The 14,483-nt window shown below is 48.1% G+C and carries 9 protein-coding genes; all 9 read left to right on the forward strand.

Annotation, left to right across the window (positions count from 1 at the left end):
* Positions 1–234 precede the first annotated feature (234 nt).
* The 9 genes from L0660_RS12495 to L0660_RS12535 all read left to right on the forward strand — a co-directional run bounded on the left by L0660_RS12495 (position 235) and on the right by L0660_RS12535 (position 14,378).
* Positions 235–2,556, forward strand: a complete 2,322-nt coding sequence (locus L0660_RS12495; RefSeq protein ID WP_235159775.1) for a PSD1 and planctomycete cytochrome C domain-containing protein — start codon at positions 235–237, stop codon at positions 2,554–2,556.
* 16 nt (positions 2,557–2,572) lie between these two features.
* On the forward strand, positions 2,573–4,033 hold the full coding sequence (locus tag L0660_RS12500; protein WP_026632232.1) for a DUF1501 domain-containing protein: 1,461 nt from the start codon (positions 2,573–2,575) through the stop codon (positions 4,031–4,033).
* Positions 4,034–4,046: 13 nt separating this feature from the next.
* On the forward strand, positions 4,047–6,206 hold the full coding sequence (locus tag L0660_RS12505; protein WP_235159776.1) for an FN3 associated domain-containing protein: 2,160 nt from the start codon (positions 4,047–4,049) through the stop codon (positions 6,204–6,206).
* A 17-nt stretch (positions 6,207–6,223) separates the two neighbouring features.
* On the forward strand, positions 6,224–9,388 hold the full coding sequence (locus tag L0660_RS12510; RefSeq protein WP_235159777.1) for a GH92 family glycosyl hydrolase: 3,165 nt from the start codon (positions 6,224–6,226) through the stop codon (positions 9,386–9,388).
* Between the two features lie 151 nt (positions 9,389–9,539).
* Positions 9,540–10,955 (forward strand): NADP-dependent phosphogluconate dehydrogenase, encoded by a 1,416-nt coding sequence (gene gndA, locus L0660_RS12515; RefSeq protein ID WP_235159778.1) that lies wholly within the window; start codon positions 9,540–9,542, stop codon positions 10,953–10,955.
* A 12-nt stretch (positions 10,956–10,967) separates the two neighbouring features.
* Entirely contained in the window at positions 10,968–12,476 is a 1,509-nt protein-coding gene (gene zwf, locus L0660_RS12520) for a glucose-6-phosphate dehydrogenase (RefSeq protein ID WP_233796772.1), read from the forward strand.
* A gap of 3 nt (positions 12,477–12,479) precedes the next feature.
* The gene (gene pgl / locus L0660_RS12525) at positions 12,480–13,199 is read left to right on the forward strand and encodes a 6-phosphogluconolactonase (RefSeq protein ID WP_235159779.1); all 720 of its coding nucleotides are present in this window, start codon (positions 12,480–12,482) and stop codon (positions 13,197–13,199) included.
* A gap of 163 nt (positions 13,200–13,362) precedes the next feature.
* Complete coding sequence (locus L0660_RS12530; RefSeq protein ID WP_169720064.1) at positions 13,363–13,539, forward strand: hypothetical protein; 177 nt, start codon at positions 13,363–13,365, stop codon at positions 13,537–13,539.
* Positions 13,539–14,378 carry an SPFH domain-containing protein gene (locus L0660_RS12535; RefSeq protein ID WP_235159780.1) on the forward strand — a complete coding sequence of 280 codons (840 nt, stop codon included), beginning with the start codon at positions 13,539–13,541 and terminating at the stop codon, positions 14,376–14,378. Before L0660_RS12530 ends, L0660_RS12535 begins: the two co-directional genes overlap by 1 nt.
* Positions 14,379–14,483 lie beyond the last annotated feature (105 nt).

Genomic DNA, 14,483 nt, shown 5'->3' on the forward strand with positions numbered 1-14,483 from the left:
GCATTGCTCTGCCATTGATTTTTTCAATGGTATTCCGTTTTAAAGCATCCCCGGATAAGTAGCGATACTTTGTATGTACAAAGTATATGGTTTAGCATTGAATTGCCATTAAATAATTTAACTTTGTATTTAAATATTTGGCTTAAAGCAATATTGTGCTGATAAAGTTGCGTTAGCTAAGTAGTTTGTACAAACATAGTATGTAACGGCAGGCTTTGTGAGCCTGTTTTAGATATGAAAAAAAAGCTTTTCCTTTTCCTGGCATTGAGTAGCGTAGCCTTTTTTGTGGTCGTCTCCTGCTTTCAAAAAAATAATACTTTACAAAAAGGCGGCAGTGAAGGGCTTGTGAGCTACAATTTTGACATTCGTCCGATCCTTTCCGACAAATGCTACGCCTGCCATGGCCCGGATGCAAACAAACGCGAGGCGGGCCTCAGGCTCGATGTAGCCGAAAATGCTTATGCGAAGCTGAAAGATGGAAAAGGGGTTGCGATTTTTCCGGGTAAGCCCGAGCAATCAGAGGTTTATAAAAGGATCACTTCGGTGGATCCGGCCTATCAGATGCCCACTCCGGAATCACACCTGGGCTTACTGAGTGAAACTGAAATTGGTCTGGTTCGTAAATGGATCGAGCAAGGGGCCAAGTATGAAAAGCACTGGGCATTTACAGCGCCGGTTTTGCCGGCTCTGCCCGAAATTTCAGATAAAGAGTGGCCCAAGAATGAGATCGACCATTTTGTTTTGCAAAAGATGGAAGGGGCTGGGCTTGCTCCCAACGAGCAGGCTGACAAAAGCCACCTGCTCAAAAGGGTTTCGCTGGATCTGACGGGCCTGCCGCCGACACTGGATTTACAGAACCGTTTCGCAGCTGATGAAAGCGGCAATGCCTATGAAAAGGTCGTCGATGAGCTGCTCAGCCAGAAAGCCTATGGAGAGAAAATGGCAATTTACTGGCTGGACGTGGCGCGCTATGCCGATTCTTACGGCTATCAGGATGATGAAGTGCGCACGCAGTGGCCATGGCGCGACTGGCTGATCAGTGCATTCAATAAAAACATGCGCTATGATCAGTTTCTGACCTGGCAGATTGCCGGTGATATGCTGCCTAATGCAAGTAAAGAGCAGATTTTGGCAACCGCATTTTTCCGAAATCATAAATACACCGAGGAGGGTGGCGTAATTCCCGAGGAGTACAGGATCGAATACAACATTGATAAAACCAAAACATACAGTACGGGTGTGCTGGGGCTTACTGTTGAATGCGCCCAATGCCACGATCACAAGTATGACCCCATCTCACAGGAAGATTATTACCGTCTTTTCGCGTTTTTCAATAATTCCAAAGAGCTTGGCTTTGAAGGAGATATCTCGCGCACAAAGCCGGCGAAAAACCCTATTCTGCGTATTTCAGACGAGGAGGCTAAATCCCTTTTGACATTTATCAACAAGCCTGATACGAGCCTGCTGATGGTGTCGGTGATGGGAGACCGTGATACGCTCCGGCCCACCCATATTCTAAACCGCGGCGTGTATGATGCGCCTGGCCGCGTGGTTACGGCCTCCGCGCTGCCTGCGGTAATGAAATTTGATACCAACGGACTTCCTCAAAACCGATTGGGCCTGGCCAAATGGACGACCAGCAAGAGCAACCCGCTTACTGCCCGCGTTTTTGTAAACCAGATATGGCAGGAATTTATCGGACGGGGCATTGTAAAAAGCACAGGCGATTTTGGAATGCAGGGTGATTTGCCTACTAATCCTGCGCTGCTGGATTGGCTCGCAGTTGACTTTATGAACCATGGCTGGGATATAAAAAGGCTTGTTAAACAGATTGCAACATCGGCTACCTACCGCCAATCGGCCAAGATTACCGAGCAGAAGCTCAAAGCGGATCCTGACAATATATTCCTGTCGCGCGGGCCGCGTTACAGGCTTCCTGCCGAACTGGTCAGGGATATGGTGCTTTCTACGAGCGGGTTATTGGTATCCAAAATAGGAGGGCCCAGCGTAAAGCCTTACCAGCCAAAAGGATTATGGGAAGCGGCTACCTCGGGCAGGGGCACATTGAAAACCTACCAGCAGGATAAAGAGCAGGCATTATACCGAAGGGGAATGTATACATTCATCAAGCTGACGGTTCCGCCGCCGTCCATGATTATTTTTGATGCCAGCAACCGCGATCATTGTGAGATCAAGCGCTCCAAGACCAATACACCCTTGCAGGCGCTGGTTATGCTCAATGATCCTACGGTTCTGGAAGCATCCCGGGTTTTGGCAGAAAGGCTTACAGCCAAATCAACCAATATTGAAACCAACATTAAGGAATCTTTTCAGAGAATCGTCTGCCGCCAGCCTACGGATAAGGAAGTCAAGCTGCTTACCGAGTATTATAACAGTGAAGCTTCCATGTTTGCAAAGGACAAAAAGCATGCTTTCAAAGTATTGAATGTGGGTGAGTACCCAAGGAATGAAAAGGTAAATGAAGTACAGGCGGCCGCCCTGATGCGGGTGATCAATACACTGTACAACATGGAAGAAACCATTACAAAAGGCTGATTAACAGCTTCAAATCATGGAAAAACAAGTTTTTGATTACGGACTCAATACCACACGAAGACACTTTTTGTCCAAAATGAGTTTGGGCCTTGGAGGCGCTGCTTTGGGCTCGCTGCTGATTCCTGACCTGTTTAAGGGAAGCGGCGGGGAAGTTAATTCGGATGCGATCATGGCAGGCCTGCCGCATTTTGCGCCAAAAGCCAAACGCGTGATTTATCTCTTTCAGAACGGGGCGCCTTCGCAGCTGGACTTGTTTGATTACAAACCCATGCTCAATAAAATGCACGGGCAGGACCTGCCCGAATCCATACGCGGTACGCAGCGCTTAACGGGGATGACGGCCAATCAGGCGAAATTTCCGCTGGCAGGCTCCGTTTTTAATTTTAAACAATACGGAAAATCAGGTGCCTGGATGAGCGAGCTGCTGCCGCATATGTCTGGCATAGTAGATGATCTTTGCATCATTAAAACATTAAATACCGAGGCCATTAACCACGATCCGGCCCTGACGTTTTTTCAGACGGGCGCCCAGGTAGGTAACCGGCCAAGCTTCGGCTCCTGGCTGAGTTACGGGCTGGGCAGTGAAAATCAGAATCTTCCGGGTTTTTGCGTGCTGCTTTCCCGTGGTAAAGGAAATGGCCAGGGCGTTTATTCCAAGTTGTGGACGAATGGCTTTCTGGATTCAGTGCACCAGGGCGTGCAGTTCAGCAGTGGTGAAAATCCGGTTTTGTATTTAAATGATCCTGAGGGCATGGACAGGACCCAGCGCCGTAAGATGCTCGATAAGCTCTCTGAGCTCAACCAGGGAACGTATAATGAGTTCGGTGATCCTGAAATTACGGCCAAAGTCCAGCAGTATGAAATGGCTTTCCGGATGCAGACAGCCGTTCCGCAAATCACTGATATGAGCAAGGAGCCCGAGTCCATTGTCAAAATGTACGGCCCCGAATGTCTCGTGCCGGGCACTTATGCGGCCAATTGTCTTCTGGCCAGAAAACTCTCCGAGCAGGGCGTACGCTTTGTGCAGCTCTATCATCAGGGCTGGGATAGCCATGGCGGGCTGCCGAATGAAATCAAAGGCCAGTGCATGGATGTGGACCAGGCCTCGGCAGCGCTGGTGACGGACTTAAAACAACGCGGGCTGCTGGATGAAACGCTGGTGATCTGGGGAGGGGAATTTGGCCGGACCAACTATTGCCAGGGAACACTGACCAAAGACAATTACGGGCGCGACCACCACCCGAGGGCATTCACCGTGTGGATGGCAGGCGGGGGCGTAAAACCTGGCATCGTTTACGGCGAAACGGATGAATTTGGCTACAACATTGCCAAAGACCCGGTGCATGTGCACGATTTTCACGCTACGATACTCAACCAGCTGGGTCTGGATCATGAAAAACTGGTTTATAAACACCAGGGACGCCGTTACCGCCTGACGGATGTGGCAGGCAAACTGGTAAAAGGTATTATTGCGTAAATAAAAGCTTACAATGCGCCGATTTGTATCAGATTGGAAAGGGTTGATTTTCAACGCAGCCCTTTTTCTGAATGGGTTACTCGTTTTTCTCTTGATTTTCGAAAGCCGCTTTGCGGTTCCGTTTTGGATGCAAGCCGTGGGAAGGATGCACCCCTTGGTGCTGCACTTTCCGCTGGTGGTGCTGATTTTGTACAGCATTTGGGTCGTAGCCATCGAAAGGCCGGACTCTACGCGCTGGAATGCCGAGATTGCCGATACCCTGCTGGCTATTGGTGCATTTACAGCGGCGGTTGCAGCATTTTCGGGCTTTGTGCTCTCGCGCGAGGATGGATACGAGTCGGATACATTGCAGTGGCACAAATGGCTGGGCGTTGCCATTTCGCTGATGAGCATCGGCTGGTACGGACTACGGCAGTATCTGATGCCCTGGAAGCTGCTATCAAAGCTAGTTGCGGGCATCTTTTTGCTGGTACTATTTGTAGGAGGACACCTGGGAGGAAACTTAACGCACGGGGAGGATTTTCTGATCTCGCCGCTTGGCCCTTCGGCTGAGGAGCGTCCCAAAGTTGCATTGGAGCAGGCAGAGGTGTATGAGCACCTGGTAAAGCCCGTTTTGGAGCAGAAATGCATTTCCTGTCACAATCAAGAAAAATCAAAAGGCAATTTGCAAATGCAAACGCAGGCGCTGCTTGTAAAAGGAGGGAAAAGCGGCGCGCTATGGGATACGACCAAAGCTGACCTGGGTTTACTGATCAGCAGGCTGCATTTGCCATTGGACGACAAAAAACACATGCCGCCACGCGGGAAAGTTCAGCTTACCGAAGAAGAGGTGGTTTTGCTGGCGGCCTGGGTGAAGGCTGGTTCTCGTTTTGATCAGAAGGTCAGCACATTATCAGGCCAGGATCCCATCTATGCTTATGCCCAGAATACATTAGGGGGCGACCGCACCGAGGAGCAGTACGATTTCAGTGCAGCAGATGCAGATGAGGTAAAAAAACTGAATTCCACTTACAGGCTCATCAAGTCGCTTTCTGCCGAATCCCCTGCATTGTATGTCAATTTTTACAACAGCGCTAATTTTACAAGTGAAGAGATAGCAGGCCTGACGCCCTTAAAGAACCAGATTGTTTCTATGGATTTAAGTAAAATGCCATTGAAAGATGCTGATCTTAAATCTCTTACACAGTTTACCGAGCTGCGCAAGCTGATCCTGAACTTCACAGACATTACCGGGGCTACGCTGGGTGAGCTAAAAAAACTCGAAAAGCTCAGAGAGCTTTCACTGAGCGGAACAGCCGTCAAAATGGAGCACGTAAAGTCGCTGGAAACTTTTCCTTCTTTGAAAAAGGTCTTCATATGGAGCACCGGCCTGACTACCGATGAGCTTGCATCATTAAGAAAAGGTCAGAAAATAGCATTTGAAACAGGTTTTAGAAGCGATACCGTTATTCTTCCGCTCTCGCCGCCTACCATTGTCAACGAAAGCCAGATCCTTGCAGCTGATGGGTTGGTCTCTCTCAAACACCAGATTCCTCAGACCACCATTCGCTATACATTAGACGGCTCTGAGCCCGACAGCACCCAGTCGCTGGTCTATAAAAAACCCATTCAGCTATCTGAAAATAAGCTTTTAAAAGCCAGAGCCTACAAAGACGGCTGGTATGGCAGCAAGCCCGTCAGCAGACGTTTCTTCAAAGCCAGTATGAAAATAGACAGCGTAAGATTGGTCAAGCCAGCCGATCAGCGCTATGCAGGCAAAGCTGGGGCGACACTCATAGACGGTGTGAAAAGTGAAGATGAGCAAAACAGTGGAAAGTGGCTGGGCTACAATGAGGATTTTCAGGGTTATCTGTATTTCAAAAAGCCTGTCCAGGCCAGGCGCGTTACCCTTAGCATGCTCCGAAATTTGAACGGCTCTATTTTTCCGCCTACGCGTATAGAGGTGTGGGGAGGCGCCGATGAAAACTCGCTTAAATTACTCAAAGTCATCACGCCGCAAATGCCGGTCAAAGATATTCCTGGGGTGGAAACGATTCTGTATGAAGCGCCATTTGAGCAGCAGCAACTCAGCTGCATTAAGGTGATAGCTAAACATTTGCCTAAACTTCCGGCATGGCATTCCGGTAAAGGCAACAAGGCGTGGGTGTTTGTCGATGAGGTGTTTGTCAATTAATAAAATCAAAAATCGCGATGTTCAAACTGACCGGAATCCGTTCTTTTATAAAGCTATTGTCTTTGCTGATGCTTTTTGGTCTTCACCAGACTTACGGCCAGCAAAAAACGATCTGGAAAATAGGGGAGGCTGATAATTCGCCTGGCGGCCTGGCCGTGGCGCCCGACCAGTTTAAGCGTTTTCTGGAAAAGGATTTTGGTTATGAAGATAATTTTTTCCTGGTAGGACACTCCGACGCTCAGAAAGACTGGCCTTACGTTTTGCCCGGACCTGTTAATGGTTGGGGTGGAACAGGAGGAACTTCCGGGATCCGCTCGCACTTTCTGACCGTATTATTTGACATTAAAAATAAACCTGCTTCTGGCAAATGGGAGTTGTTGATAGATGTTCTGGAAACAGATTCGCTCTCTGCGCCTTTTTTCAAAGTGCTCATCAATGGCCAATCCTGGGGATTTCAGCTGGCGAAGGGATCCGGCTCGAAGGATCCAGATAACATAACCACACATTCAAAAGAACAGCTGGTCAAAATCGAGATCCCTTCCGAGCTGATCAAAGCCGGAGTCAATGAAATTGTCATGACAACCCTGCAAGGCGGCTGGCTTGCATTTGATCAGCTCAGGCTGGATGGCCCCGCCCAAGCCTTGCTTGCAGCTCCGGGTAAAGCGCTGCTCAGAAACGTCAGCGCAGCTGATTATGAGCTAAACGTTAACGGAAAGCAGGTTCAGCCTCTGCTAGTTGACATTACCCAGCTTAGCGGCGAGCCGGTCATTGAAGTCAAGCTCGACGGAAAGTCGATTTTGAATCAGAAAATCGAAAAAGATCGCTATATGCTGGAAGCGCCTATGCCTGCCGTCACCCGGCCTGCATCGGCTACATTCGAGGTCTATACCGATAAGCAGCTGATCAGTTCGGGCAAAGTCCAGCGCGATAAGCAAAAGTTCAAAACACCTGCCGGTTATGTCAACACGATGCTGGGCGCCGGACATTCGCGGTGGATGATTGCGCCCGGTCCATGGATGCCTTTTAGCATGGTGAAGCTGAGTCCCGATAACCAGAATAATGGCTGGCAGGCAGGATATGATCCGACATTTGAATCCATAGGCACATTCAGTCACATTCATGAATGGACAATGACGGGCCTGGGCATTTTCCCCACCGCAGGACCATTGCAAATCAAGATGGGCGATCAAAATAAGCCCGACGAAGGTTACCGATCGCGCATGGATAAGCGCTCGGAAAAGGCGCCTTTGGGTTACTACAAGGTAAATCTGACAGACAACAACATTACAGCAGAACTGACGGCTACAACACGCGCATCCTTTCAGAAATACACTTATCACAATAGTGAAACCGGCCGCATTATGGTCGACTTGCAGATTCCCACCGAATATGGTTACAAACTTAAAAATATCAAGGTCGATAAAGTCAGCGCAAACCGCATTGAAGGATTTAGTGATCAGCTATCAACCGATGTCTGGTCTGGGGGCATTGACCAGCAGTATAAAGTCCATTTCGTTATAGAGTTTGACCAGCCAATTAAAAATCACGGCATCTGGCTTAATGACCAGATAAAGCAGCAAGCCAACCTTCTGGCAGACAGCGCCAAAAACGCGGGACTGTTTTTGGAATTTGATACAAAAACAAATCACATTGTTCAGCTAAGAACCGGAATTTCGTATGTAAGCGTCGAAAACGCGGCGCTCAATCTGAAAACCGAAATTTCAGATCCGTTCGGCTGGGATTTTAATAAGGTAAGAAGCAATCAGGAGGCAGTCTGGAATGAGCTCCTGGGACGTGTGGCCATTACCAGTAATGATAAGCGCGAAAAAGAGCGGTTTTATACCAATATGTACCGCTCGCTGGCCAGCAGGAATGCTTTCAGTGACGTGGACGGCAGCTGGCGCGATGCGGATGAGGTCGTTAGCAAATTTGAAAACAAAGACGATGTGGCCTTGGGCTGCGACGCGTTTTGGAATACTTTCTGGAATTTGAACCAGTTCTGGAACCTGGTTACACCGGAATGGTCCAACAGATGGGTGAAGTCTCAGCTGGCCATGTACGATCGAAGCGGTTGGCTGGCAAAAGGGCCAGCGGGCATGGAGTACATTCCGGTTATGGTGGCCGAGCACGAAGTTCCGCTGATCGTTGGCGCATACCAGATGGGCATCCGCGGTTACGATGTCAACAAAGCATACGAAGCCGTCCGTAAAATGCAGACTACGACCGCTGAGGCAGTAGGAGGCGGGCGCGCCGGCAATGAGGATTTGACGACCTACCTCAAACATCATTATGTGCCTTATGATGAAGGCCGGTTTTCCAACTCCTTGGAGTATAGTTTCGATGATTACAGCGTCTCCCAGTTTGCAAAGGCATTAAATAAAAAGGAGGATTATCAGCAGTTTTCCCAAAGAGGCAAATGGTGGAAGAATGTAATTGACCCCAAAACCGGCTTTGCACGCATGAAAGATGCGAAAGGCAACTGGCTGGCTGATTTTGATCCTTTCAAATCAGGGGCAAACCATCATTATGTGGAAGGGAATGCCTGGCAGCTCACTTTTTTTGTGCCCCAGGATGTAGCAGGCCTGGCCAGAACGATTGGAGAAAACGAGTTTGTAAAAAGATTAGACTGGGGTTTTAATGAAAGCGTCAAATGGCGCTACAACGGTCCGAATGATCAATATTGGGATTATCCTGTGGTTCAGGGAAATCAGCAGTCCATGCATTTTGCATTTCTTTTCAACTGGGTGAAAAAGCCCTGGCTGACCCAGAAATGGAGCCGCTCGGTTGTGGACCGTTACTACGGACACGAAGTCTCCAATGCTTACCTGGGCGATGAAGACCAAGGCCAGATGAGCGCGTGGTTTGTGATGAGCACGCTCGGTCTTTTTCAAACGGACGGTGGAACGCGCGTAGATCCGATCTACGAAATCGGAAGTCCTATGTTTGAGAAAGCGGTCATTGTCCTGGGCGGGCAGTTTGGCAGAGGTGAAAACTTTACCATTGAAGCGAAAAATACATCCCGAAAAAATGTCTACGTACAAAGTGCGCAGCTGAATGGCAAGCCACTGACCAACTTCTGGTTCAAAGCCTCGGACTTATTGAAAGGCGGCTCGTTGATACTGGAAATGGGCCCTACACCAAACACAAATTGGGGGACAGCAACGCTTCCCACCGCAGATTGACTATGATTTCTGGTAATTAAACAGGTTCAAGGGTCTGTATGGTCAATACTAACTATGCAGCAATGCTAACTAGATAAAATTAGCTACAAAGCGAATCCCATAGCGTAAATTCCTTTATTATTGCATCTTCTTTATTCAAGACGCTTAATTTATGTCAAATAACGTATTCGATTTTGGAATGATCGGGCTTGGAGTAATGGGTAGGAACCTGTTGCTGAACATGGCCGATCACGGCTTCTCTGTTATCGGTTTCGATAAGGACGGAGCCAAAAACGCAGCATTGGAATCTGCTGCAACGCCTGGAACTACCGTAAAAGGGGTGGCCGAGCTTGCAGAAATGATCCAGCTTTTGCAGCGTCCGCGCAAGGTAATGATGCTTGTTCCGGCAGGTCAGCCTGTTGACGACGTGATCGCTTCTTTGCTTCCTTTACTGGAAAAGGGCGATGTGATCATTGATGGTGGAAACTCGCATTATACCGATACTTTAAGGCGCGTGAAATATCTGCGCGAGAAAGAAATACATTTTATGGGCATTGGTGTTTCCGGTGGAGAGCAGGGCGCCCGTACGGGCCCGAGCATCATGCCGGGAGGCGATCAGGCTGCCTATGAGCATGTTAGGCCAATGCTTGAAGCGATTGCCGCCAAAGTGGACGGAACTCCCTGCGTTGCTTACCTTGGAAAAGAAGGGGCTGGCCATTACGTTAAAATGGTGCACAATGGCATTGAATATGCCATTATGCAGTTGATCAGTGAGTCTTACGCCATTTTAAAGCACGCCGGACTTACCAATGAGCAGCTTCATGAGGTATTCAAAACCTGGAATGAGGGCGATCTGCAATCGTTTTTGGTTGAGATCACAGCGGATATTTTCCTGCAAAAAGATGATAAGAGTGATGCACATCTTGTGGATGTGATTTCTGATAAAGCGGGTTCAAAAGGAACCGGCAAATGGACTTCGCAGGATTCTATGGAACTGCCTGTGGCTGTGCCCGTTATTGATACGGCGGTGGCTATGCGGACATTGTCAGGTTACAAAGACGAGCGTATCCAGGCAGCTGAAATTTATGCAAAAGATGGTTACGGCTCATCGGCTCCCTCGGATGAATTGATCCAGCAGGTGCATGATGCATTGTATTTTGGAACAATACTGGCCTATGCGCAAGGATTAGCCATGTTGTTTCAGGCTTCGAAAGACCTGGCTATGGACATTCCGCTTCCCAAAGTTGTGAGCGTATGGAGAGGCGGCTGCATTATCCGTTCCTCGTTATTGGAAGTCTTCACCAAGGCATATACGCAAAGCCCGGAATTATCCAACATTCTCTTGAACCAAGAGGTAGCCGAAGTCGTTAAATCGATAGAAGATAATACGCGTTCGCTTATTGCGTTTGCGGCCAAAGCAGAGATTCCGGTTGGAGGGTTAATGTCGTCACTGGCTTACTTTGACGCATATAAATCCAAGAAAATGCCGACCAACCTGATCCAGGCCCAGCGTGATTATTTTGGGGCGCATACTTATCAACGTATCGATATCCCCGGTACTTTTCATACAGAGTGGGGTCAACAATAAATTTGAAATTTTATGCAAACCACTAAACGTCCACCTGCCTCAGTAGTCTTTATTTTCGGAGGAAGCGGGGACCTTAATTACAGAAAACTTACTCCCGCGCTCTACAATCTATTCTTAGATAACTGGATGCCCGAGAAGTTTGCCATAGCGGGCATTGGCCGCAGTGCTTATTCCAATGAAAAATACCACGAGCATTTATTAGACGGTGTTACCAAGTTTTCACGCCGTAAGGGAAAGCAAAACGGTCATTGGACAGAATTTACCGAGCACGTGTCGTATCTGCAAATGGATGGCGACGATGCGGCTGCCTACCATTTGATCACGGATCTGGTCAAACAAAAAGAAGAGGAGTGGGGCGTTCATCCCAATGTTATATTTTACCTGGCCGTTGCCCCTCAGCTTGTTCCTTCCATTGCTCAGAAATTAGGCGCGTTGAAGATATGCTCGGAAAAAGGCACGACAAGAATTGTTGTTGAAAAACCATTCGGACATGATCTGGAAAGTGCCCATGAGCTTAATGAGCTGCTTTCAAGCATGTTCGCCGAAGAGCAAATTTTCCGTATCGACCATTATTTAGGAAAAGAAACGGTTCAGAACATTCTGGCATTGCGCTTTGCCAATGCGCTTTTTGAGCCGCTCTGGAACCGTCACTACATTGATCACATTCAGATCACAGCTGCCGAAAGTGTAGGCTTGGAGGGCAGAGGAGGCTATTTTGAACATGCTGGCGCATTGCGCGATATGGTGCAAAACCATATTCTGCAAATCCTTTGTATGATCGCCATGGAGCCGCCTGTTTCCTTTGATGCCAATGAGATCCGTAACAAAAAAGTGGACGTTTTGAATGCGATACGCCGCATTACTAAGGAACAGGTTCATGATTTTGCTGTCCGCGGCCAGTATTCCGGCGGATGGAAAAAGGGTGAAAAAGTGGTTGGATATCGTCAGGAAGAAGGAGTTAATCCCCAGTCCAACATTGATACCTTCGCTGCTGCCAAATTCTATATTGATAACTGGCGCTGGCAGGGCGTTCCTTTTTATGTGCGTACGGGTAAGTTTTTAAATCAAAAAGCCACGCACATTACATTACAGTTCAAACCTGCTCCACATTACGCCTTCCCTTCGGAGGCTGCCGAAACCTGGCGTTCTAACCGGTTGACTATCAGTATTCAGCCTAATATGGACATTAGCATTCGTTTTCAGGCGAAACGTCCTGGTCAGACCATGACGCTGGATCCTGTGGATATGACATTTGATTACGACGCAGTGGCGGGTGAGCATGCACCGGAAGCATATGAAACATTGCTTCTGGATGTAATGGAGGGCGATGCAACATTGTTTATGCGTAATGATCAGGTGGATGCTGCCTGGAAAGTTATCATGCCGATTCTGGAAACCTGGGAGAGCAGAACACCGCAGGATTTCCCTAATTACGCTCCCGATTCGTGGGGGCCAGATGGCGCCGACGCACTGCTTGCACGCGACGGTCATACCTGGATTAACCTTCCACCGGCTCCTTAACATATGGAAATTCACATTGCAAACGATACGGGGCGGCTTAGTCATGATTTGGCCGCCTGGCTGAGTGATTACATCAAGGAAGTGTTGTCTAAACAAGACTGCTTTACTTTTGTCTTATCCGGAGGCAGCACGCCCAAGCAACTGTATGCTTTGCTTGCCGAATCGCCTTACAAAGAGGCGATTGACTGGCAAAAAGTACATTTTTTCTGGGGAGATGAACGCGCTGTTCCTTTTGAAGATTCGCGCAATAATGCCAAAATGTGTTATGATGAGCTGCTCAATAAAGTGCCGGTTCATGCCGATCACATTCACATCATGCGCACGGATATTGAACCGCAAGAAGCTGCCCTTGAATATGAAAAGGTTCTGAAACAGTATTTTAAAGACTCCGAAACGACTTTCGACTTTGTTCTTTTAGGCATGGGCGATGATGGACATACCTTATCGCTGTTTCCCGGCACCGAGGTGATTCATGAGCAAGATGCTTGGGTTAAAGCATTTTATCTGCCCGCTCAACAGATGTTCAGAATTACGTTAACAGCGCCAATCGTAAACAATGCAGCCTGTATTGCATTTCTGGCAGCCGGAGCCGGTAAGGCCGAGACATTAAAGCATGTTTTGAAAGGTGAGGCCAATTTTGATCTTTATCCTTCCCAGATTATCAATCCTACCAAGGGACAACTGCACTGGTTTGTGGATCAGGCGGCAGCTGCTATGCTCTGAGATTAAGCTTTATTCAATACATGGAGAGGCGCATCTGATCGGTGCGTCTCTTTTGTTTGTATGGCTTTTTGATACGTTTAACATTCCAAAGTCACCACTGGATAAAAATATTATGTGCCCGGATTTGTTCATGCTACATTTATTTAAAACAAACCTCGCTCACATGAAATACTTACTTAAAATCCTGGCGGTCATTATCGTCATCACTTATTCACTCCGGCTTGTCAATTCACAATCCGATGTGCTTGTATTAAGCGGTTTGGCCATTATTGGTAGCTCGGTCTATTTGCTTGCCCGGGATCTTGATCGTTTTTTAAGCTCACTTAATTCTGAAATATAATGACGCTGGCTAAAAAAATTATAATTGGTTCGGTAAGTTTCTTTGTGGCTGTGATCGCGCTTTTTGTTCAGCCTTTTACTTTTGAAAACATTGACGCGGGAAATGTCGGAATCCGCATAAACCTTTATGGAACCGACAAAGGCGTTGATAACATCACATTGGTTACGGGCCGTGTTTGGTACAACAGCTGGACTACCAAGATCATAGAGTTCCCGACATTCACCCAAAGCGTGGATTATGATTCTTTTGTAATAACAACGAAAGATGCGGCTGAATTCAAGGTAGATCCAAAATTGAACTACCACATAAACCCTGAAAAAGTGCCTCAGATTTACCGCCAATACAGACGACCGTTAGGTGAAATTCAGCAGGGTTTTATGAAAAATACAATCTACGATGCATACCGGATCGTTGCCAATTCATTCAGTTCGGATAGCGTTATGTCAAACCGGGAAGCATTCGAGGACCGCGTTCAGAATGTGCTTACCAAGACACTGGGCAAGGATGGCTTTATTTATGACCAGCTAACTTCGGCCATCACGCCACCGCCATCGCTGCGACAAATGATAGATGAAAAAAACACATCGATCCAGGCTCGTCTGAAAGCTGAAAATATGGCAAAACAGGCCGAAGCGGAAGCAAAAGTAATCATTGCCCGCGCGGAAGGACAGGCGAAGGCAACATTGATAAAAGCCCGCGCCGAAGCGGAAGCCAACCAATTGCGCCAGAAAACATTGACTCCACTACTGATCCAGCAGGAATGGGTTTCCAAATGGAACGGCGTATTGCCCACCACCAACGCGGGCGGCAGCACGAGTTTAATGCTTGGAATAAAATAATCCTTCTTTTCCCAGATTGAAATCTGGGGCCAGTTAATGGGTCGTGGGGGGGGGCGCCAGCAGGCCCCAGAAGCGGCGGCGCCGGCCCCCCCCCGCCGACGGGTG

The organism is Dyadobacter sp. CY351, assembly GCF_021502625.1.
GTDB classification, from domain to species: Bacteria; Bacteroidota; Bacteroidia; order Cytophagales; family Spirosomataceae; genus Dyadobacter; species Dyadobacter chenhuakuii.